This is a genomic window from Streptomyces sp. NPDC059166 (assembly GCF_042755185.1).
GTDB lineage: Bacteria > Actinomycetota > Actinomycetes > Streptomycetales > Streptomycetaceae > Streptomyces.
The window spans coordinates 26464-47383 of sequence record NZ_JBHZCI010000047.1; the positions used below are offsets into that span (position 1 = coordinate 26464).

The 20920-nt window shown below is 72.0% G+C and carries 18 protein-coding genes and 1 riboswitch; of the genes, 11 read left to right on the top strand and 7 right to left on the bottom strand.

From position 1 onward, the window contains the following. The first annotated feature begins 86 nt into the window (after nt 1–86). The 7 genes from ACFXOA_RS27935 to ACFXOA_RS27965 all read left to right on the top strand — a co-directional run bounded on the left by ACFXOA_RS27935 (nt 87) and on the right by ACFXOA_RS27965 (nt 7482). A complete protein-coding gene (locus ACFXOA_RS27935) occupies nt 87–1862 on the top strand; it encodes a beta-galactosidase family protein (protein ID WP_385034200.1) in 1776 nt (591 codons plus the stop codon). 264 nt (nt 1863–2126) lie between these two features. After that, nucleotides 2127–2312, top strand: a riboswitch (cobalamin riboswitch). Nucleotides 2313–2340: 28 nt separating this feature from the next. Next, nucleotides 2341–3051, top strand: a complete 711-nt coding sequence (locus tag ACFXOA_RS27940) for an energy-coupling factor ABC transporter permease (RefSeq protein ID WP_385034203.1) — start codon at nt 2341–2343, stop codon at nt 3049–3051. Next, nucleotides 3051–3419: an energy-coupling factor ABC transporter substrate-binding protein gene (locus tag ACFXOA_RS27945; protein ID WP_385034206.1), complete on the top strand. Its 369-nt coding sequence runs from the start codon at nt 3051–3053 to the stop codon at nt 3417–3419. Before ACFXOA_RS27940 ends, ACFXOA_RS27945 begins: the two co-directional genes overlap by 1 nt. Nucleotides 3420–3425: 6 nt before the next feature. After that, a complete protein-coding gene (cbiQ, locus tag ACFXOA_RS27950) occupies nt 3426–4175 on the top strand; it encodes a cobalt ECF transporter T component CbiQ (RefSeq protein ID WP_385034209.1) in 750 nt (249 codons plus the stop codon). Beyond that, entirely contained in the window at nt 4172–5035 is an 864-nt protein-coding gene (locus ACFXOA_RS27955; RefSeq protein ID WP_385034212.1) for an energy-coupling factor ABC transporter ATP-binding protein, read from the top strand. Before cbiQ ends, ACFXOA_RS27955 begins: the two co-directional genes overlap by 4 nt. A 308-nt stretch (nt 5036–5343) precedes the next feature. Continuing rightward, a complete protein-coding gene (locus ACFXOA_RS27960) occupies nt 5344–5745 on the top strand; it encodes a hypothetical protein (protein WP_385034215.1) in 402 nt (133 codons plus the stop codon). 252 nt (nt 5746–5997) lie between these two features. Beyond that, nucleotides 5998–7482 (top strand): SulP family inorganic anion transporter, encoded by a 1485-nt coding sequence (locus ACFXOA_RS27965; RefSeq protein ID WP_385034217.1) that lies wholly within the window; start codon nt 5998–6000, stop codon nt 7480–7482. Between the two features lie 93 nt (nt 7483–7575). Here ACFXOA_RS27965 and ACFXOA_RS27970 read toward each other — a convergent pair whose 3' ends face one another. The 5 genes from ACFXOA_RS27970 to ACFXOA_RS27990 all read right to left on the bottom strand — a co-directional run bounded on the left by ACFXOA_RS27970 (nt 7576) and on the right by ACFXOA_RS27990 (nt 12978). Beyond that, on the bottom strand, nt 7576–8616 hold the full coding sequence (locus ACFXOA_RS27970) for an NAD(P)-dependent alcohol dehydrogenase (protein ID WP_385034220.1): 1041 nt from the start codon (nt 8614–8616) through the stop codon (nt 7576–7578). A gap of 65 nt (nt 8617–8681) precedes the next feature. Beyond that, complete coding sequence (locus ACFXOA_RS27975) at nt 8682–9458, bottom strand: SDR family NAD(P)-dependent oxidoreductase (protein ID WP_385034222.1); 777 nt, start codon at nt 9456–9458, stop codon at nt 8682–8684. 47 nt (nt 9459–9505) lie between these two features. Then, nucleotides 9506–10123 carry a TetR family transcriptional regulator gene (locus ACFXOA_RS27980; protein WP_385034224.1) on the bottom strand — a complete coding sequence of 206 codons (618 nt, stop codon included), beginning with the start codon at nt 10121–10123 and terminating at the stop codon, nt 9506–9508. A 144-nt stretch (nt 10124–10267) separates the two neighbouring features. Further along, on the bottom strand, nt 10268–12388 hold the full coding sequence (locus ACFXOA_RS27985) for an MMPL family transporter (protein WP_385034226.1): 2121 nt from the start codon (nt 12386–12388) through the stop codon (nt 10268–10270). Between the two features lie 95 nt (nt 12389–12483). After that, complete coding sequence (locus tag ACFXOA_RS27990) at nt 12484–12978, bottom strand: MarR family winged helix-turn-helix transcriptional regulator (RefSeq protein WP_385034227.1); 495 nt, start codon at nt 12976–12978, stop codon at nt 12484–12486. 145 nt (nt 12979–13123) lie between these two features. Between ACFXOA_RS27990 and ACFXOA_RS27995 the strand changes: the two genes are divergently transcribed. Together ACFXOA_RS27995 and ACFXOA_RS28000 are read left to right on the top strand one after the other, a co-directional pair. Next, nucleotides 13124–14635: an SDR family oxidoreductase gene (locus ACFXOA_RS27995; protein WP_385034229.1), complete on the top strand. Its 1512-nt coding sequence runs from the start codon at nt 13124–13126 to the stop codon at nt 14633–14635. After that, complete coding sequence (locus ACFXOA_RS28000; RefSeq protein ID WP_385034231.1) at nt 14632–16011, top strand: cryptochrome/photolyase family protein; 1380 nt, start codon at nt 14632–14634, stop codon at nt 16009–16011. Before ACFXOA_RS27995 ends, ACFXOA_RS28000 begins: the two co-directional genes overlap by 4 nt. A gap of 18 nt (nt 16012–16029) precedes the next feature. Here ACFXOA_RS28000 and ACFXOA_RS28005 read toward each other — a convergent pair whose 3' ends face one another. Continuing rightward, entirely contained in the window at nt 16030–17133 is a 1104-nt protein-coding gene (locus ACFXOA_RS28005; protein WP_385034234.1) for an Lrp/AsnC family transcriptional regulator, read from the bottom strand. Nucleotides 17134–17290: 157 nt separating this feature from the next. Between ACFXOA_RS28005 and ACFXOA_RS28010 the strand changes: the two genes are divergently transcribed. Next, nucleotides 17291–18580, top strand: coding sequence for an MFS transporter (locus ACFXOA_RS28010; protein ID WP_385034236.1), 1290 nt, complete (start codon nt 17291–17293; stop codon nt 18578–18580). Between the two features lie 46 nt (nt 18581–18626). After that, nucleotides 18627–19946, top strand: coding sequence for an amidohydrolase (locus ACFXOA_RS28015; RefSeq protein ID WP_385034238.1), 1320 nt, complete (start codon nt 18627–18629; stop codon nt 19944–19946). 86 nt (nt 19947–20032) lie between these two features. On the opposite strand, the gene ACFXOA_RS28020 is transcribed toward ACFXOA_RS28015, so the two are convergent. Then, nucleotides 20033–20875, bottom strand: coding sequence for a DUF1206 domain-containing protein (locus tag ACFXOA_RS28020; RefSeq protein ID WP_385034240.1), 843 nt, complete (start codon nt 20873–20875; stop codon nt 20033–20035). Between the last annotated feature and the right edge of the window lie 45 nt (nt 20876–20920).

Genomic DNA, 20920 nt, shown 5'->3' on the forward strand with positions numbered 1-20920 from the left:
CCTGGTGCCGATCCCGCCTGAACCGCACGTCCGCACGTCCGTTCGTCCGACTGACCCTTCACGGGTATGCCCACCGGAGAGCCCTCATGTTCCGTACATCGCCCGAGGGGTTCTCCCTCGACGGCCGTCCGCTGCGCGTCCTGTCCGGCGCGCTGCACTACTTCCGGGTCCTGCCCGAGCAGTGGCCGCACCGGCTGCGGATGCTGCGCGCGCTGGGCCTCAACACCGTGGAGACGTACGTCCCCTGGAATCTCCACGAACCGCGGCCCGGGGAGTACGACTTCGACGGCATCGCCGATCTGGACGGGTTCCTGCGCGCGACACGCGAGGCCGGACTGTACGCCGTCGTCAGGCCGTCGCCCTACATCTGCGCGGAGTGGGAGAACGGCGGACTGCCGTGGTGGCTGCTCTCCGACCCCGCCGTACGGGCGCTGCGGTGCCAGGACCCCGGATATCTGGCCCATGTCGACCGCTGGCTGGACCGGGTCGTCCCGCTCGTGGCGGAACACCAGGTCACCAGGGGCGGGAACGTCCTGATGGCGCAGATCGAGAACGAGTACGGCTCCTACGGCACGGACCGCGGGTACCTGGAGCACCTGGCCGGCGGAATGCGGGCGCGCGGCATCGACGTACCGCTGTTCACCTCCGACGGACCGGACGACTTCTTCCTCACCGGCGGGACGGCTCCCGGACACCTGGCCACGGTGAACTTCGGCAGCCGTGCCGACGAGGCGTTCGCGAGCCTGAAGCGTCTTCGTCCGCTGGACCCGCCCATGTGCATGGAGTTCTGGTGCGGCTGGTTCGACCACTGGGGCACCGGGCACGTCGTACGGGAGCCCGCGGACGCCGCGGCGACACTCGAGGAGATCCTGGAGTCCGGGGCGTCGGTGAACCTCTACATGGCGCACGGCGGGACGAACTTCTCGACGTGGGCGGGGGCCAACTCACGGGATCCGGCCACGGGTGAGGGGTACCTGCCGACGGTGACCTCCTACGACTACGACGCGCCGATCGACGAACGGGGCGGTGTGACGGAGAAGTTCAGCGCGTTCCGTGAGGTACTCGCACGATACGCGGACGGTCCACTGCCCGAACCGGAGTCCCCCGGACCACTGTTGCCACCCGCGTCCCTGGAACTCAAGTCCGCTGTGGCGCTGTTCGACGTCCTGGATGATCTTTCGGGCGATGAGGTGCGCGCCGCCGTGCCGCCTTCCTTCGAGGAACTCGGCATCAGCCACGGGCTGGTGCTCTACTCGTCCGGGATCCCCGGTCCGCGCGGGCCCTACGCGCTCTCGGTCCAGGGGCTCGCCGACCGGGCCCACGTCTTCGTCGACGGCCGGCCCGCGGGCGTGGTGGAGCGCGGCGGCACCGAGTCGGTCGAGGGCGTACGGGTGGACGGCGGACGGGCGCGTGTGGAGCTCCTGGTGGAGTCCATGGGCAGGGTCAACTACGGCGTGGGGCTGGGAGACCGCAAGGGGGTGCGTAACGTCCTGCACACCCAGCAGCTGCTGCACGGCTGGTCCGCGCGCGCGATCGAGCTGGGGCACGGAACCCCCGGAAAGGTGTCCTGGGACACGGCTCCGGAGGATTCGGGTGGTTCCAGGGGTCCGGTGTTCCACCGGGGCTTCCTCGAGGTGGAACAGCCGGGTGACACGTATCTCGCACTGCCCGGCTGGGGCAAGGGGTACGTCTGGGTCAACGGATTCTGCCTGGGCCGCTACTGGCAGGCGCGGGGGCCTCAGCGGACGCTCTACGTCCCGTGGCCGCTGCTGCGCGCGGGGCGCAACGAGTTCGTGGTGCTCGAACTCGACGGACGGGAGCGTCCGGTCGTCGAACTGCGTGAGAGTCCGGACCTGGGCTGAGCGCTCTCACGGCGCACCGTGCGGCCGCCGCCCGGGTGAGCGTCCGGCGCCCGCCCCCGCCCTCGCACCGGCACACTCCGCCGGCGCCGGCGGAGTGTGCGGGTCCAGCCGGGCGGGCGGGGCCGGCGTGCACCGATCCCCTGCGGGGACGCTCCGGTCCGCACCGCGTGGAAGCTGCGCGGGAGCGCGCCCAGGGGCCCCGTGGGGGTACGTGTTCGCAGGTGCGGGCGGGTGGGCCCGCTTGTCATCGCCCCCTCACTGCCACTACTGTCGCCACGCCTTGGTGAACGGGAAATCCGGTGTGATGCCGGTGCGGCCCTCGCCACTGTGATCGGGAAGTCCGGCTCCGGCCCTCGCGGGCAGCCACTGGGTCCTTGTGACCCGGGAAGGCGGAGATCCGGGCGGTGTCACCCGTAAGCCAGGAGACCGGCCAAGGCACTTCAACCATCCACGAGGTGCTGGAGAGGGTCTCTGAGTCATGCACATAGCCGAGGGTTTCCTGCCTCCGGCGCACGCGATCGCCTGGGGTGTCGCGTCCGCGCCGTTCGTCGTCCACGGAGTACGTTCACTCACCCGTGAGGTCCGGGAGAACCCCGAGAGCACACTGCTCCTCGGGGCCTCCGGAGCCTTCACCTTCGTACTGTCCGCGCTGAAGATCCCGTCGGTGACGGGCAGTTGTTCGCATCCCACCGGTACCGGGCTGGGAGCGATCCTCTTCCGTCCACCGATCATGGTGGTCCTGGGGACCATCACCCTGCTGTTCCAGGCCCTGCTGCTGGCCCATGGGGGGCTGACCACGCTGGGCGCCAACGTCTTCTCCATGGCGATCGCCGGCCCCTGGGCGGGTTACGCCGTCTACAGGCTGCTGCGCCGGCTCGGGGTGTCGCTGATGGTCGCGGTCTTCTTCGCCGCGTTCGTCGCCGACCTCTCCACCTACTGCGTCACCAGCGCGCAGCTCGCCCTGGCCTTCCCGGACCCGGGCACCGGGTTCCTCGGAGCGCTCGGGAAGTTCGGTTCCATCTTCGCCGTCACCCAGATCCCGCTCGCGGTGAGCGAAGGCCTTCTGACCGTGCTGGTCATGCGTCTCCTGGTGCAGTCCAGCAGGGGTGATCTGACCCGGCTCGGCGTGCTCCTCAGCGGCGGGGCCCGCACCAGGACGGACGAGAAGAAGACGGAAGCGGTGGCGTGATGAACCGGAACACGAAGATCAACGGCCTGCTGCTCCTGCTCGTGGCCGCCCTGGCGGTCCTGCCCCTGGCACTGGGCTCGGGGGACGGCAAGGAGGAGCCCTTCTCGGGGGCGGACGCCCAGGCCGAGACGGCGATCACCGAGATCGACCCCGGGTACGAGCCCTGGTTCGCCCCGCTGTACGAGCCTCCGTCCGGGGAGATCGAATCGGCGCTGTTCGCCCTGCAGGCCGCTCTGGGCGCCGGGGTGCTCGCCTACTACTTCGGTGTGCGGCGCGGCCGGCGGCAGGGCGAGCGGCTGGCCCTGGCCCGGCGGGACGGCATCGCCGCGACCGGGCAGCCCGGGGAGTCCGCGACGCGGGAGGCCTGAGCCCCTGTGCTGCCGATCGACGCGGCGGCGCACAGCAGTCGCTGGCGCCGCCGCCATCCCGTCGACAAGGCGGTGCTCGGGCTGGGACTCACGGTGCTGGCGATCTCGCTGCCGCCTTGGCCGGGTGCCGCCCTGGTTCTCGTCACCGCGGTCGCGGCACTGCTGGGGCCGGCGGGGGTGAGCCCCCGTCAGCTGTGGCGCGCGTACCGGATCCCGCTGGGGTTCTGCGTGACCGGTGCGGGGACTCTGCTGGTGCAGGTCGCCGGACCCGGAGGGCTCGTCGCCCTTGCTCCGGGCGGGGCGTTCCGGGCCGCCGAGCTGCTGTTGCGGACGTCCGCCGCTTCCCTGGGAGTCCTTCTCCTCGCGTTCACCACACCGATGTCCGACCTGCTGCCGAGGCTGGTACGGGCGGGTGTGCCCGCTGCGGTGGTGGATGTCGCCCTGGTGACCTACCGCATGAGCTTCCTCCTGCTGGACGCGATGCGCAGGGTCCGTGAGGCGCAGGCCGCGCGGCTCGGTCACACCGCGCGGGCAGCGACCTGGAGATCGCTGGGCGGCCTCGGAGCGACCGCGTTCGTCCGGGCCTTCGACCGGGCCGCTCGTCTCCAGTCGGGACTGGCCGGGCGCGGATACGACGGCACCCTGCGCGTCCTGGTGCCCGAGGCCCGCGTCTCCCTCCGTTTCGTGGCGGCGAGCGCCACCCTTCTCGCGGCGGTCGCCGCCCTGACCCTCTGCCTGGAAAGGCTGCTCCCATGAGTGCTTCCGTGCTGCTTTCGCTGCGGGGGGCGTCGTTCTCCTACGAGGACGGCCCGCCCGTGCTCAGCGGCCTCGACTTCGACGCCCGTGAGGGACGCGCGCTCGCGCTGCTGGGCAGGAACGGCAGCGGCAAGACCACCCTGATGAGGCTGCTCAGCGGCGGGCTGCGCCCGGGCGCGGGAGCTCTGACGGTCGAGGGGCGCCCGGTCACCTACGACCGCAAGGGCCTGACACGGCTGCGGACGACCGTCCAGCTGGTGGTGCAGGACCCGGACGACCAGCTGTTCGCGGCGTCCGTCTTCCAGGACGTCTCGTTCGGTCCGCTGAACCTCGGTCTGACGGACGCCGAGGTGCGGGGCCGGGTGGAGGAGGCGCTGACCGCGCTCGGTATCCGCGCGCTGGCGGACCGGCCGACGCACCTCCTCTCCTACGGGCAGCGGAAACGGGCCGCGATCGCGGGGGCGGTGGCGATGCGGCCGCGTGTGCTGATCCTCGACGAGCCCACCGCGGGGCTGGATCCGGACGGTCAGGAACGACTGCTGGCGACCCTCGGCTCCCTCCGTGCGGGCGGCACGACGGTCATGATGGCCACACACGACGTCGACCTCGCCTTGCGCTGGGCGGACGACGTGGCACTGCTGACCCCGGCAGGGGTCCGCGCCGGGCCGGCACCGGCGATGCTGGCCCGTATCGATCTCCTGCGGGAGGCGGGGCTCAGGCTGCCCTGGGGGGTGGCGACCGCCCAGCTGCTGCGCGAGCGAGGGCTGCTGGAGCCGGGCGAGCCCGGCCCGCGTACACCGGCGGAACTCGCCGAGGGCTATCTCTCCGCCGCGGTGCCCCTCCCCGACGCGGGGAAATGACAGACGTGCATCGGCACCGCGAATTCCACCCGGAATGCGGGTCGCACCGACGTGTCGAACCGTTGACCGGCCACACAACTGACGTTCCAACGGCATATGCAGAAGCCACGCAGCTGAGGGTCATCTCGAAATACGAGAGTCCATCGGCAGACGCTTCCGCAGGCCAAAGCTGTCGAACGCTGGAATCCACTCGTTCGGGATCGACTTTCGGACTCTTCACATCGGGTTAACTTCATAAGCACTCCGGCCTGTTAGCGTCCGATGAGAGGCGTGCGGTGAGAGGCGTGAAATCCAGGAGGAGGTGGAGGGTGCGGACGACGGCTGTCCGGTTCGTGCTCGCGTTCCTCCTGGCTTTTCTGCTCGCCCCTCACTCCCCTGATTCCGCCGCCGATGCCACCGCGCACGGGCACGTGTTCTCGATGCGGGCGGACGGGACTCCCGAGGCGGCCGCGGGTGAGGCGCTCAGCGAGTACGGCGGCACCTGCGGCACGCTCCGTCCGGGCTCCGACCCCAACGGACTCCTGCGCCCGCGCGACCGGCACCGCTCCGCCGGGGTGCCCGTCCCGGAGGCGCCGTCACGCGCCGCCCTGGCCGGGTCCGCCGTCCACACGTCCGCTCCGGCCTCCGGTGCGAGAACGGGCGGCGCCGGTCACGCCTCCGGGGCCTCGGCGTCCCACTCCGCCTCGTTGCTCCAGGTGTTCCGCTGCTGAGCTGACCGGGCCCACGGTGACCCACCCCCGGTCCCGCCGGACCGGTGGGCCGTCTCCGGGTGCCTCTTCCAGGTTCCGGCTCCCGTACGCACCGACGCGCCGTCCTTTCGGCGCGCCAGGAGGAATCACTGGCATGCACACTCTTGTCGATCCCCACACGACAGATGTCCCGCACGGCAGCGGCTCCGCCGGCTGGGCTCCCCGGCCCGCCGGCGCCCGCCCGGCCCTCTTCCGCACGGGATGAGGGCCGTCATGGGACGCGTCGGCGCCCTTCCTCATCTGCGGCAGGACTTCGCCGCCTCACTCGTCGTCTTCCTGGTCGCCCTTCCGCTGTGCGTGGGCGTGGCGGTGGCCTCCGGCGTCCCCGCCGAACTGGGCCTGATCACCGGCATCGTGGGTGGTCTGGTCACCGGTTCCATGCGCGGCAGCAGTCTCCAGGTCTCGGGTCCGGCCGCCGGTCTGACCGTGCTCGTCTTCGAGGCCGTGCAGACCTTCGGACTGCCCGCCCTCGGTGTGATCGTGCTTGTCTCGGGTCTGCTCCAGCTGGCCATGGGCGCTCTGCGCCTGGGCCGCTGGTTCCGGGCCATCTCGGTCTCGGTCGTCGAGGGCATGCTCGCCGGTATCGGTCTCGTGCTCATCGCCGGTCAGCTGTACGCGGCCGCCGGTGTGGAGGCACCCGCGTCCGGTACCGAGAAGGTGACCGGGATTCCCGGACTCCTGGCCGACGCCGTGTCCAGCCGTGAGGCACTGGTGTCACTCGCGATCGGCACCGCGACCATCGTCCTGGTGGTGACGTGGGACAGGATGCCGAAGCGGGTGCGGGCGGTTCCGGGCGCGCTCGCCGCGGTCGCGCTCGCCACGCTCGTCACCGTGGCCTTCGACCTGCCCGTCGGAACCGTCCGGGTGCAGGGGCTGCTGGACGCGGTGCAGATCCCCCCGCTGTCGGAGTTCGGCGGGCTGGCGACCCTGAGCCTGCTCGGGACGGTGGCCGCCTTCACGCTGATCGCCTCCGCGGAGAGCCTGTTCAGCGCGGCCGCCGTGGACCGCCTGCACGACGGGCCGCGCACCCGGTACGACAAGGAGCTGATGGCCCAGGGCACGGGCAACACCGTGTGCGGGATCCTCGGCGCGCTCCCGATGACCGCGGTGATCGTGCGCAGCTCCGCGAACGTGCGGGCCGGCGCCCGCACCCGGGCCTCCCGGGTGCTGCACGGTGTGTGGCTCCTGCTGTTCGCGGCGCTCCTCCCCTCGGCGCTGGAGCTCATCCCGCTCCCGGCACTCGCCGGGATCCTGATCCACGCCGGATGGAAGCTGATTCCGTTGCGCTCCCTGGTGGCGCTGTGGCGTGAGCACCGGGGTGAGGCGCTGATCCTGGCCGTGACCGCCGTGTCCATCGTGACGGTCAACATGTTCGAGGGAGTGCTGACCGGCCTCGCGCTGTCCGTCGCCAAGGCCGCCTGGGACGCTTCGCACATCAGGCTGGAGGTCGTCGAGACGCGTGACGACCTGGTGAGGGCCCGGCTCTCGGGCAACGCGACGTTCCTGCGGCTGCCGAAGATACTGGACAGCCTGGAGGCCCTCCCCACGGACCGGCCCGTCGCGCTCGACCTGTCGGGCCTGCACCATCTGGACCACGCCTGCCGAACCGCGCTGGAGAGCTGGGCCGAGCGGCACAGTGCCTCCGGGACCGAGCCGGTGCGCCTGACCCGTGAGGACGTGGTGACGGCGGCTCCCTGAGCGCACACCGTCGGGGAGCCCTGCCGGCTCCCCGACGGCATGACGATTCGCCGGGCTCCGTCGACTGGGGGCCCGGCGAGTCGTCACAGGTGGTCAGCCGTTCGGCAGGATGACCGCCCGGCCGTTGATCTTCCCCGCGTGCAGCCGCTCGTAGGCGAGCGGTGCCTCGTCGATGGAGAACGTCTCGACGTGGACGTCCACGGCGCCGGCGTGGGCGAGTTCGATGACCTCGGCGAGTTCCCTGCGGGTGCCCCAGTACGGCGCGGTGACCGAGGTGGAGAACGGCAGGACTCCGAAGCCGACGGGCAGCAGGCCGCCGCCGATACCGACGATCGTGATGTCGCTGTCGACCGAGGCGACGGCTCCCGCTGTCTTCACGGTGGGTTCCGCGCCGACGAAGTCGAGGACGACCTGGGCTCCGATGCCGCCGGTGAGCGCGCGGACCTCGGCGGCTGCGTTCGCGTCGGACAGGACGGCCTCGTGGGCGCCGACGGTCTTGGCGAGCGCGAGCTTCTCCTCGGTGACGTCGAGGGCGATGACCCGTGCGGCGGTCATGGCGCGCAGCAGCTGGATCGCGACGTGCCCCAGCCCGCCGGTGCCGATGACCACCGCGGTGGCGCCGGGCCGCAGCTTCGGCAGCGAGCGCTTGATGGCGTGGTAGGGCGTGAGGCCCGCGTCGGTCAGGGAGACCGTCTTGACCGGGTCGAGGCCGCCGATCGGCGTCAGATGACGGGTGTCGTCGACGATCATGTACTCGGCCATGGCACCGGGGTTGCCCAGTCCGGGCGGGTTGATGCCGAGGTCCGCGGCGCGCAGGCAGTAGTTCTCCCGGCCCTCCGCGCAGTTGACGCAGGTGCCGCAGCCCCATGGCCCGTAGACGGCGACCGAGTCGCCGACCGAGACGCCCTCGGCGCCGTCACCGAGCGCCGCGACGGTGCCGACGCCTTCGTGGCCGAGCGTCAGCGGGAGCTCGTAGGGGAAGCCCTCGGCGGGCCAGCTCATCACCGCGATGTCCGAGTGGCAGACACCCGCCGCGGTGACCTTCAGCAGGACCTGGCCGGGGCCTGGTACGGGCTCGGGAATGTCCACGACCTCGGGGGCGGCGCCGATGGTGCGGTACTGGACGGCTTTCATGGTTCTCCTTCGTTTCTCCGTGTTTCCTTTGTGACCCCCGTGATGGCGCTCCGCCACTCGGGGGATCAGGAGGCGGAGTAGCCGCCGTCCACCAGGTGGTAGCTGCCGTGGATGAACGAGGCGCGGTCGGAGAGGAGGAAGGCGACGAGTTCGGCGACCTCCTCGGAGGTGCCGAGGCGCCCGGCGGGGTGCAGCGATATCAGGTGGTCGCGGGCCGGTCCGTCGGTGTCGCGGAGCAGCGGGGTGTCGATGAAGCCGAGGCCGACCGCGTTGACTCGGATGTTCTGGTTCGCGTATTCGAGTGCGGCGGTCTTGGTGAGGCCGACGACGCCGTGCTTGGCGGCCACGTAGGCCGGGGAGTTCGCGAACCCGTTGGTCCCGAGGATGGAGGAGACGTTGACGACGGCGCCGCCGCCGGCGGCCAGGATGGCCGGGAGTTCGTGACGCATCGAGTAGAAGACGCCGCTGAGGTCGGTCGCGACGACCCGGTTCCAGTCCTCGATCCCGTACTCGCCGGTGGGACGTGACGGGCCGCCTATGCCGGCGTTGTTCACCGCGAGGTGCAGGGCGCCGAAGGTGTCGACGGCGAAGCGGACCCCGGCCTCGACGGAGGCGGGGTCGGTGACGTCGAGTGCGACGGCGGCGGCCGTGGCGCCGGTGGCGCGCAGCTCTTCGGCGGCCCGACGGGCGCCCGCCTCGTCGTAGTCGGCGACGACGACGCTCGCGCCGCTCGCGGCGAGCCGGCGGGAAAGGGCGAGGCCGATGCCGGACGCTCCGCCGGTGACGAGGGCGACCTTGCCGGCGAACTCCGCCTCGGGGGCGGTGGGGAGGGTGGTGCTCATGGTGTGCTTCCTTGCGTGGTGCTGTGGGGCGCCGGCCCGTCCTGCTGTCAGTCCAGCAGGTGTGCGGAGAGGGCGTCGAAGGCGTGTACGACGAGCTCGGGCAGGGCGGCGGGACGGCCGCCCCTGACCCAGGCCGCCTGGGCCGCGAGGAGCGCTCCGGCTCCCGCGGCCACGGCCACGGCAGGACGGAGGTCCTGCCGTGGATCGACGCCGAGCCGTTCCGCGAGAATCGCCACCGACTCCTCCTGTGCGTCCACCCTGATGTGGTGGTACGCGGCGTAGAGGGTCGGTTCCTCCTCGGCCATGACGAGCAGGTCGAAGATGCGTGGCCGCAGGTGCCAGGGCTCCGCCTCGGGGTCCTCGAGCCAGTCGAGGACGGCCCGGCGGTAGGCGGTGAGCGGTGGTTCGGCCTCGGGGCGCTCGCGGAGCGCTCGGTTGATGCGGTCGCCGTCGCCTCGTACCGCGTCGAGGACGGCGGCCTCCTTGCTCGGGAAGTACCGGCTGAAGGTGCGCCGGTCGACGTCGGCGGCCTGGGCGATCTCCTCGACCGTCACATCCCGCGGGCCGCGCTCGAGCACGAGGTCGAACGCCGACCGCGCCAGTGCGTCCCGGGTCCTGCGCGCCTTGCGGGCGCGCCGTTCCGGGGCCTTCCCTGAGTCCTGCATAACTGCACCATACACCTTTAAATGTCCCGGTGGGACATGAGTCCCTCTGGGACACCAGTACTGTGGGGACACGCACGACGGGGCCGAGGCGACCAACGGTCACCCCGGCCCCGTACAGGACTCGGCTCAGGCGTGCGCCGCCCCTCAGGTGCGGGACTCGGGCTCCTCCTCAGGGCCCCGGCTGAGCGCGCCCGGCCACCAGGCGACGCGTCCGATGTCCCGGACCAGCGCGGGCACGAGCAGGGAGCGCACCACGAGGGTGTCGAGCAGCACCCCGAACGCCACGATGAAGGCGATCTGCACCAGGAAGGCGAGCGGGATGACTCCCAGCGCCGCGAAGGTGGCGGCCAGCACGACGCCCGCGGAGGTGATAACGCCGCCCGTGGTGGTGAGTCCGCGCAGGACTCCCTGACGGGTGCCGTGGATCAGGGACTCCTCGCGGACACGGGACATCAGGAAGATGTTGTAGTCCACGCCCAGGGCGACGAGGAAGACGAACCCGTACAGGGGCACCGAGGCGTCCGTACCGCTGAATCCGAAGACGTGCTCGAAGACCAGCGAGGCGATGCCGAGCGTGGCGAGGAAGTTGAGCGCCACGGTAGCCACCAGCAGCAGCGGCATCAGCAGCGAGCGGAGCAGGCCGATCAGGATGACCAGGATGATGACCAGCACCACCGGCACGATGATGTTGCGGTCGTGCTCGGCCGTCTGCTGGGTGTCGTACTGCTGGGCGGTGTAACCGCCGACGAGCGCGTCGGCTCCGGGGACCGCGTGCACGGCCTTCCGCAGGTCGACCACGGTCGCCTTGGCAGCGTCACTGTCCGCCGCGGCCTCGGGGGTGGCATCGATCCGCACGCGCCCGTCCACGACCAGCGGTTCCCCGGCGCCCGGCCGGCCCGATTCCGTCAGGACGGAGACGTTCGCGACCCCGGGGACGTCCTGCGCCGCGGCGACGACCTCCTGCGAGCGGTCGGCGGCGGCGATCACGACGACGGGGTTGCCCGATCCCCCGGGGAAGTGCTGGGAGAGGGTCTCCTGCGCGGCGACGGAGGGCGCGTCGTTGACGAAGATCTCCTCGAGGGGGACACCCTTGGAGTTCAGCGTCGGCATGAAGGCGGCGCACACCAGGAGCCCCGCCAGGGTGACGGCCCACACCTTGCGCGGGGCGCGGTCGACCAGCCGGGCGACCTTCGACCAGATCCCGGTCGATCCCGCCTCGGGCTCGGTCCGGCCCTTCCTGGGGCCGGACGGCCAGTAGGCCACCCTGCCGAGGAGGACCAGGACGGCGGGCAGGAAGGTGAGGGCGCTCAGGACGGAACACACGATCCCGATGGCCCCCACCGGGCCGAGCGCCCGGTTGTTGGTCAGGTCGCTGAGCAGCAGGGCGAGCAGGCCGAGGGCCACGGTGGCGGCGCTGGCCACGATCGGTCCGGCGGACTCTCGGAGTGCCGCACGCATGGCGGTCCACCGGTCGGGCTGCCGCGCGAGCTCCTCGCGGAACCGGGCGGTGAGCAGCAGGGCGTAGTCGGTGGCCGCCCCGATGACCAGGATCGACAGGATGCCCTGGACCTGCCCGTCGACCCTGACGATGTCGTGGTCGGCCAGGACGTAGACGACGGCGCAGGACACACCGAGCGCGAACACGGCGCCGATGATGATGATCAGGGGCAGCAGGACGCTGCGGTAGACCAGGAGCAGGATGACGAGCACGGTCACCAGGGCGACGCCGAGCAGCAGGCCGTCGATGCCGGCGAAGGCGTCCGAGAGGTCGGCCTGCGAGGCCGCGGGCCCGGCGAGCTGGACCGTGGTGCCCGGGACCTTCTCGGCTGCCTCACGGATGTGGGCCAGCGAGTCCGGGAGTTCGTCCCCCAGGTCCGGCCTCAGCTGTACGACGCCCTCGAGGGCCTCGCCGTCCTCGGACGGCAGAGCGGGGCTCACCTTGCCCGTCACGCCGGGCCCGTCCTGTGCGGAGGCGAGGGCGGCGGTGGCGGCCCGCTGCTGCTCGGGCCGGAGCTTCTCGCCGTTCCCGTCGGACGTCCAGACCACGATGGCGGGCACGGTCTCCTGGCGGCTGAAGTCCTTCTGCGCCTCGACGACCTTGGTGGACTCGGCGCTCTGCGGCAGGAACGCGGCCTGGTCGTTGGTGGCCACCTCCCCGAGTTTTCCGGCGTAGGGGCCGAAGGCGCCGCCGACGACCAGCCAGGCGAGGACGAGGAACACGGGGAGAACGATCAGCCGACGGGTCGGCTTCGATGCGGTGGACATAGCACTCCTGGGTCGGCCGCGATCTCTCAATCATGATGTATCTCAATGATTGAGATTACATGCCACGGCGCGTACCTCCGTACCGGGAGGGTGGTTCAGCGCCGGGGAACCTGCATTCGACCGAGTTCCCCGTTCATACGTCCCAGAAAACGGAGGGCGGCCTCGAGTTCGCCGGGCCCCGACGCCGAGCGGGCACCGGCCGCCGCCTCCGCCAGGGGCATGAAGAAGGAGCGGGCCGCCGCCTGGGCGCCGGGCTCGTAGTAGAGGTGGACCACCCGGCGGTCGGCGCTCTCCCGCGCCCGCCTGATGTGCCCGGAGCGTTCGAGCCGGTCCAGACAGGCGGTGACCGCGCCGGACGTCAGGCCGAGGTGCTCGCGGAGCCGACCGGGAGTGAGCGGCACGTCCGAGTCGAGGATCGCGCCGAGCGCCTGCACATCCGTCGCGTGGAGGCCCTGCGTATGGGCGAACGCGTGGACCAGACGGTTGATCTCACCGTTCATGCGGCGGAGCTCGACGGCGAGAGCCTGGAGATCGGACATCCCCGCACCGTCCCCGTCCGGTCCGACGCGAGAGTCGTCTGCACTGTCCACCGCCCCATCCTAGGACCCCGGGACCGGCCGGACCGCTCGGTCCCCGGCCTCGGACCGGCACCCGGGCACCGGCGTGTCCGTCCTGCGGAATTCCTCGCACGGGGACACGGTGGTCCAGGAAGAAGAGAGCCTGAGCGGAGGGGTCATGGTGAGCACGGACGACAGCGCCGGACTGCGGTGCCTGGTGACGGGTGCGAGCGGCTACATCGGAGGGCGGCTCGTGCCCGAACTCCTGGAGGCCGGCCACCGGGTGCGCTGTCTGGCGCGTACCCCGGAGAAGCTGCGGGACCACCCGTGGGCCGGTGAGGCCGAGGTGGTCAAGGGTGACGTGACGGACGCGGAGTCCCTGGACGCCGCCATGCGGGACATCGACATCGCCTACTACCTGGTGCACGCGCTGGGCTCCGGGCGGGACTTCGAGAAGACCGACCGCGAGGCGGCACGCGTCTTCGGCGAGCGGGCGAAGGCGGCAGGCGTCCGGCGGATCGTCTACCTCGGCGGGCTCACCCCGCCCGACGTGCCCGATTCGGAACTCTCCCCGCACCTGCGTTCGCGCGCCGAGGTCGGACGCATCCTGCTCGATTCGGGTGTGCCGACCACGGCGTTGCGCGCGGCCGTCATCATCGGTTCCGGTTCGGCGTCGTTCGAGATGCTGCGCTACCTCACGGAGCGGCTGCCGGTCATGGTCACCCCCAGCTGGGTCTCCACCCGGATCCAGCCGATCGCGGTGCGGGACGTGCTGCGCTACCTGGTGGGCAGTGCGCACATGCCCGCCGACGTGAACCGCGGCTTCGACATCGGCGGGCCGGACATCATGACGTACCGCGACATGATGCAGAAGTACGCCGAGGTCGCCAGGCTCCGGCAACGGCTGATCCTCCCGGTGCCGATGCTCTCACCGGGCCTGTCGAGCCACTGGGTGGGCCTCGTCACGCCCGTTCCCGCGTCGATCGCGCGGCCTCTCGCGGAGTCCCTGCGGTACGAGGTGGTGTGCCAGGAACACGACATCGCCGAGCACGTGCCGGACGGGCCCGGCCGGCCCTTCACCTTCGCCACCGCTCTCTCGCTCGCCCTGCAGCGGGTGCGTGAGGCGCGGGTGACGACACGCTGGTCCTCCGCGTCCACCCCCGGCATCCCCAGCGATCCGCTGCCCACCGACCCCGACTGGGCGGGCGGAAGCCTGTACACCGACGTCCGGGAACTCGACGTCGACGCCTCGCCGGAAGCCCTGTGGCGGGTCATCGAGGGGATCGGGGGTGACAACGGCTGGTACTCCTTCCCCCTGGCCTGGGCGGTCAGGGGCTGGCTTGACCGGCTCACCGGCGGCGTGGGACTGCGCCGGGGCAGGCGGGACGCCCAGCGGCTCAGGGTCGGTGACTCCCTGGACTTCTGGCGGGTCGAGGAGATCGAGCGCGGCAGTCTCCTCAGGCTCCGCGCCGAGATGCGGATGCCGGGCCTGGGCTGGCTGGAGATGTACGCGCAGGAGGGCGAGGACGGCCGGTCGCACTACTGCCAGCGCGCCGTGTTCCACCCTGCGGGGCTGCTCGGCCACGCCTACTGGTGGGGCGTCTCCCCCTTCCACGCACTGGTCTTCGGCGGGATGGCACGCAACATCGCCCGGGCCGCGGTGCGGGGCACGGAAGGCGGGACGAAATGACCGTGGCCGTGGTGCTGTTCACCTCCGACCTGCGACTGCACGACCATCCCCCGCTGCACGCCGCCCTGGCCTCCGCCGACGAGGTCGTGCCCCTGTTCGTACGGGACGAGGCCGTGGAGGCCGCCGGGTTCGGCGTCCCCAACCGGCTGGCGTTCCTGGCGGACTGCCTGCGGGACCTGGACGCGGGACTGCGCGAGCGCGGCGGCCGTCTGGTCGTCCGTGAGGGGGACGCCGTCGAGGAGACCTGCCGGATCGTCACGGAGACCGGGGCCGGCACGGTGCACACGGCGGCCGGTGTCAGTTCCTTCGCCCACCGCCGGGAGGAGCGGCTGCGCGAGGCCCTCGGGTCGCAGGGGTGCGGTCTGCGGGTGCACGACGCGGTGGTCACCGTCGTCGCGCCCGGGGCGGTGGTCCCGTCCGGTCCGGACCGGGACCACTTCGCCGTCTTCACCCCGTACTTCCGGCGCTGGTCGGAGGAGGGGCTGCGCCAGGTGTTCCGGGCGCCCCGCACCGTCGCCGTTCCGGAGGGCCCGGCATCCGCGGCGCTGCCGTCGAGGGACGGTGTGCGCGAGGTGTCCCCGGGGCTCGCGGAGGGTGGTGAGGAGGCGGGGCGCAGGCTTCTCACCGCGTGGCGGCGTGACGGTCTGGCCGCCTACGAGGAGCGTCACGACGACCTGGCGGGCGACGCGACCTCGCGGCTCTCGCCGCACCTGCACTTCGGCACGCTCTCCCCCACCGAGGTGGTGAGCCGGGCTCGCGAGGCGGGCGGCCCGGGTGGGGAGGCATTCGTGCGGCAGGTGTGCTGGCGGGACTTCCATCACCAGGTCCTGGCCGCCCGTCCCGCCGCCTCCCGTACGGACTACCGTGCGCGGAACGACCGCTGGCGCACCGGGCGGGCGGCCGAGAAGGACACCACCGCCTGGAAGGAGGGACGCACCGGCTATCCGGTGGTGGACGCGGCGATGCGTCAGCTGCTCCACGAGGGATGGATGCACAACCGGGGACGGCTGCTCGCCGCGAGCTTCCTCACCAAGTCGCTGTACGTGGACTGGCGGGTGGGGGCGCGTCACTTCCTGGATCTGCTGGTGGACGGCGACGTCGCCAACAACCAGCTGAACTGGCAGTGGGTGGCCGGGACGGGCACGGACACCCGGCCCAACCGGGTGCTCAATCCCGTCACCCAGGCGAAGCGCTACGACCCGGACGGCGCCTATGTGCGCCGTTGGATCCCCGAACTCTCCGAGGTCGCGGGGCCGGCGGTGCACGAGCCCTGGAAGCTGCCGGAGTCCCGGCGCTCCCGTCTCGACTACCCGGAGCCGGTGGTCGGGCTGTCCGAGGGACTCGCCCGGTTCAAGGAGGCCAGAGGGCTGGACTGAGCCCTCGCCGGGTCGCTGTCACGGGTGCGGGTTCAGCGGGATGTGTCCCTGGGCCCGCCCCTGGTCGTCGAGGAGGCGCCCCATCCGTTTGGGCGTCAGCAGCGTGATGTCACGGCGGCGGACCTGTGCGGAGGGAAGCCGCTTGCCCAGACCGGTCTCGAAGCCCGCCGCCTCGCTCAGCGAGCGGGCCCAGGTCGAGACGAGCAGATTCGTCTCACCGGTCACCGCCATGCACAGCCGCACCCCGGGCAACCGGGCCGCCAGACGCCCGGCGGAGTCGAGTTCGGCGGACGGGACGGAGAGACGGTAGGTGCTGATTACCGGCCGTCCGGCCGCCAGGTGGGAGACGTCGCAGCGGATCCTGACCTGCCCGGAGTCCAGCATCCGGGTCAGGCGGCGGCGTACGGTCGCCTCACTGGTGCCGGTGTCCCGGGCCAGTTCGCTGTAGGGCCGGCGCGCGTCGGCGGCGAGTGCCCGCAGCAGCGTCCGGTCGGCGTCGCCGTGGTGCCCGGTCGCCGTACCGCCGGTCGCGGCGGATTCGAGCCGGGAGCGCTGGACGCGGTCGAGGGCGTGCACCTTCCAGTCGGCGCCTTCCCGGTAGCTGCGCAGCATCACGGCGAAGCCGATGTCGCGCACGCCAGGCAGCCGGGCGAGCGGTCCGTCGGTGAAACGCGTCAGGGCGGCGGTCCCGTAGCAGAACAGGGTGAGGAAGAGAGTGCCGTCGGTGCCGGACGCGGTGCTGCCGGTGGTGCGTTCGACGCTGGCGACCCGTGGGTCGGCGCACGCGGCACGTGCGGCGGCGGCCAGGCTGCCGGCGGCCACGGACACGTCGGCGAAGGCGACGCACAGGCCCTCCGCGTGTCCGGGAGGCCCCCAGGTCTCGTACGCGGTGCTCCAGGCCAGGCCGGCGGAGTTCAGCCGGTCCCAGCGGCGGGCCGCGGTGGTCGCGTCGACGCCGAGCACCGCGCCGATGCGCGACCAGGGCGCGCGCGGACTGGTCTGCAGCGCGTCGACGAGCGCCATGTCGGCTTCGTCGAGGTCGCGTACGCCGGTCGTCGGTGAGACGGAATCCTGCGCCCCGGGTGCGACGGATTCCGGCATCCGCGCGGGGGTGGGTGCCATAGCCACCATTGTGGGGCCACTCGCATCCGCCGATGCGACGGGCCCCTGACAGAGGGACGTCCGCCGCACGTATGTGTGCGCCTGCCCGAGGGCGGATCCGGCCCGGGGGCCCAGGCGCGCGCCCTCCCCCAGCCGCGTCAGACATCGTGGAGCCGCCGTGAGCACCACCTCGACACCCTCTCCGTCACCCGCGCCGCCACCGCCGTACGGCACGAGCGCCACCCCGGCGCGGGGACGGGTCCGGCTCGACCGGGCCGCGAAGACGACCGTGGGTCTGCTGTTCCTGGCCTGGATCGTCGACTACATCGACCGGCTCGTGATCAACCTGGCGCTGCCGCACATCGGGACCGAGTTCGGCGTCGACCGCACCCAGCAGGGCATGATCCTCTCGGCCTTCTTCCTGGCGTACGCGGCCTGCCAGATCCCCGGTGGCCTGCTGGCCGACCGGTTCGGGTCCAAGCGGATCCTGCTGTGGGCGATGCTGGTCTGGTCGGTGTTCACCGCGCTGACCGGTACCGCCTGGTCGTTCGCCGCGCTCGTGGTGATCAGGGTGCTGTTCGGCGCCGGGCAGGGCATCTTCCCCGCGGCAGCCATGAAGGCGGTCGCCGAACGGACGGGACCGGCCGAGCGGATGACCGCGAGCGGGTGGATATCGTCGTCCAACGCGTTCGGCGCGGTGGTCGCGCCGCTGATCGCCGGTCCCGTCATCGCCCTGTGGGGCTGGCGCATGTCCTTCTTCGCCGTGGCGGGACTCGGCGTGGCGACCTTCGTGCTGGTGCAGCTGCTGCTGCCGCCCGCCCGGCCCGCCGCCGTGCCGGAGAACACCGGGGGCGGCGGGACGCGCGCGCTGCTGGCCACCCCGCCGATGTGGCTGTACGTGGGGATGCTGTTCGGATACGGCATGCTCGCCTGGGGGCTGAACTCCTGGATCCCCTCCTACCTGCAGACCGAGCGAGGGCTCTCGCTGGAGAGTTCGGGGCTGCTCAGCGCGCTGCCCGCGCTCTTCGGCGGCATCGCCATGATCCTCAGCGGCCGGTGCGCGGACAGGCTGAAGGGCCGCCCCGCCCTGCTCGTCGCACCCTCCATGGCCGTGGCCGGGGCGGCCGTCCTGGCGATGACCCAGGCGCGGAACCTGGTCGCTTTCGAGGCCCTGCTCTGCCTCGCGTACGCGGCCTGCACCTTCTGTTTCACACCGATCTTCGCCGTGCCGCTGCGGACCCTTTCGACCAGGCTGAGCGGGGCCGCCTCTGGCATGATCAACTTCGGTGGCCAGTCCGCGGGCATCCTGGTGCCCATCCTCATGGGCTACCTCGCGGACACGTACTCGTTCACCGTCGCCTTCGCCGTCCTGGGCCTCGGGGCGGCGCTGACGGCCGTTCTCGCCCTGATCGCCCCGCAGACCTCCGCGTCGCTCCACTCCCGGATCGGGCCCTCCCTCCGGGACTGACCGCGCGCCCCCACCCCGTCCTCACCATTCAGCGAAGGAGTCCCGTGTGACCGCCTCCCCCTCCCCCGTGCCCGCCTGCCCGGTCGCCCCCGCCCTGCTCGCGCTGCCCGCGGGCACCCCGGCCGACGAGGGCCTGACCCGGCTGCTGCCGGTTCTGGGCGATCTCTACCGGGACCTGCACGCCCACCCCGAGCTGTCGATGAACGAGACCCGCACCGCGGCGATCGTCGCGGCCGTACTGCGCGCCCAGGGATGGGAGGTCACGGAGCACGTCGGGACCACCGGCGTGGTCGGCACGCTGACCAACGGCGAGGGCCCCACGGTGCTGCTCCGCGCCGACACCGACGGGCTGCCGCTGGCCGAGGACACGGGCCTGCCGTACGCGTCGACCGACACCGCGATCGGGCCCGACGGCGGCGAGGTGCCGCTGATGCACGGGTGCGGTCATGACCATCACGTCACCGCGCTGCTCGGCGCCACCGCCCTGTACGCCGCGGACCGCACCGGCTGGCGGGGCACGCTGCTCGCCGTCTTCCAGCCCGGCGAGGAGATCGCGGCCGGCGCCCGTGCCATGGTCGACGACGGCTTCGCGGAGCGCTTCCCCCGGCCGGACGTCTGCCTCGGCCAGCATGTCAGCCCGCTGCCCACCGGCACGGTGGCGCTGCGCCCGGGGACGGCCATGTCGGCCGCCGACAGCTTCCGCATCCGCCTGTACGGAGCCGGCGGGCACGGTTCCCAGCCGGAGCTGGCGATCGATCCGATCCTGCTCGGCGCCCATGTGGTGACGCGGCTGCAGTCGGTGGTCTCCCGCGAGATCGCCGCGCAGGACGCCGCGGTGGTGACGGTCGGCTCGTTCCAGGCCGGTCACAAGGAGAACATCATCCCGGACAGCGCCGAGCTCAAGGTCAACGTCCGTACCTTCGACCCCGAGGTGCGGACCCGGGTCCTCGCCGCGATCGAGCGGATCGTACGAGGTGAGGCCCAGGCGGCGGGCGCGCCGCGTGAGCCGGAGTTCGAGCCGCTGAACGCCTTCCCCCTCACCGTCAACGACTCGGACGCCACCGAGCGCGTACGGGCCGCCCTGGTGACCGTCTACGGTGAGCAGGGGGTGCAGCACATGGAGCGCCCGCTGCCGGGCAGCGAGGACTTCGGTGTGTTCGGCACGACGTTCACCTGCCCCTCGGTGTTCTGGATGTGGGGCGGCTTCGACCCCGCGCTCTACGAGGGCCAGGACCCGTCGCAGGTGCGTCCGGGAACCCCGGGCAACCACTCGCCGCGCTTCGCGCCGCAGGCGGAGCCGGTCATCGGGTACGGGGTGCGGGGGCTACTCGCGGCCGCGGCGGCGTTCCACGGTCCTGAGGCCTGACCGTCCCGGCATCGCGGTGCCCCCTTGCGTCCTGGAGCGCGGTCCGTGTCCAGGGGCTCGGGGGCGCCGCCGTGCGGCCGCGCCGGTCAGGTCCGGCGGTAGCGGGCGTTGGCCCAGGAGAAGAGGCCGAAGGCCGCGAGGCCCACGGCGATGAACGCGAGCAGCCAGGGCCCCGCGGGCGTCTCGGTGAAGGAGCGCAGGGTGTCGTCCATGCCCTTGGCCTTGCCCGGTTCGTGCTGCACGGCCGCGGCTACGGCGAATCCGCCCGCCGTGGCGAACACGGCGCCGCGGACCGCACCGCCGAACACGCCGGTCACGTCGACGGCCTGACGGACCCTCCGGCTCATCTCCCCCGTCTTCAGGTGCTTGTGGTACTTGCGGGCGATCGCCCGGAAGGCGATCCACAGGCCGGCGCAGAGGACGGCGACCCCGGCGGCGCCGACGATCCACTGGCCCCCGGGCCACTCCAGGGCCCGCGCCGTGACGTCGTCGGTCTGCTTGTCGCTCGAGCCGCTGCCGCTGCTCTTGTCGCCGGCGGCGTAGGAGAGCACGGAGTAGGAGACGAAGGAGTAGAAGACGAATCGGCCGGCGGCCATGGCGCGCTTGGTCGCCTTGTCCCCGTCGGGTCCCGCCTGTCCCAACACCGCCTCGGACAGACGCCACAGGGCCATCCCCGCCAGTGCCACGCCGAGCGCCCACAGGAGGAAGCTTCCGAAGGGCTTCTCGGCGATCTCCGCGATGGCGCCGCCACGGTCGGCCTGCTTGCCGCCACCGTCGGAGAAGGCTATGCGCAGGGCCAGCACACCCACGAGAAGGTAGATGACCCCGCGCGCCACGAAGCCGGCCCTTGCTCCCACGTCCAGGGCGCGGCTGCGCGCGGCTCTTCGTGCCTGACCTCGTGCGTTCATCGACAGCGCGTTCGCATTCATGCACTGCCTGGTGCCCCTGAATCGGCGATCAATGCGGGCGGGTGC

Coding starts and splice junctions, on each gene's coding strand:
- ACFXOA_RS27935 (WP_385034200.1), top strand. CDS start 87: ATGTTCCGTACATCGCCCGAGGGGTTCTCCCTCGACGGCCGTCCGCTG.
- ACFXOA_RS27940 (WP_385034203.1), top strand. CDS start 2,341: ATGCACATAGCCGAGGGTTTCCTGCCTCCGGCGCACGCGATCGCCTGG.
- ACFXOA_RS27945 (WP_385034206.1), top strand. CDS start 3,051: ATGAACCGGAACACGAAGATCAACGGCCTGCTGCTCCTGCTCGTGGCC.
- ACFXOA_RS27955 (WP_385034212.1), top strand. CDS start 4,172: ATGAGTGCTTCCGTGCTGCTTTCGCTGCGGGGGGCGTCGTTCTCCTAC.
- ACFXOA_RS27965 (WP_385034217.1), top strand. CDS start 5,998: ATGGGACGCGTCGGCGCCCTTCCTCATCTGCGGCAGGACTTCGCCGCC.
- ACFXOA_RS27970 (WP_385034220.1), bottom strand. CDS start 8,616: ATGAAAGCCGTCCAGTACCGCACCATCGGCGCCGCCCCCGAGGTCGTG.
- ACFXOA_RS27975 (WP_385034222.1), bottom strand. CDS start 9,458: ATGAGCACCACCCTCCCCACCGCCCCCGAGGCGGAGTTCGCCGGCAAG.
- ACFXOA_RS27980 (WP_385034224.1), bottom strand. CDS start 10,123: ATGCAGGACTCAGGGAAGGCCCCGGAACGGCGCGCCCGCAAGGCGCGC.
- ACFXOA_RS27985 (WP_385034226.1), bottom strand. CDS start 12,388: ATGTCCACCGCATCGAAGCCGACCCGTCGGCTGATCGTTCTCCCCGTG.
- ACFXOA_RS27995 (WP_385034229.1), top strand. CDS start 13,124: ATGGTGAGCACGGACGACAGCGCCGGACTGCGGTGCCTGGTGACGGGT.
- ACFXOA_RS28000 (WP_385034231.1), top strand. CDS start 14,632: ATGACCGTGGCCGTGGTGCTGTTCACCTCCGACCTGCGACTGCACGAC.
- ACFXOA_RS28005 (WP_385034234.1), bottom strand. CDS start 17,133: ATGGCACCCACCCCCGCGCGGATGCCGGAATCCGTCGCACCCGGGGCG.
- ACFXOA_RS28020 (WP_385034240.1), bottom strand. CDS start 20,875: ATGAATGCGAACGCGCTGTCGATGAACGCACGAGGTCAGGCACGAAGA.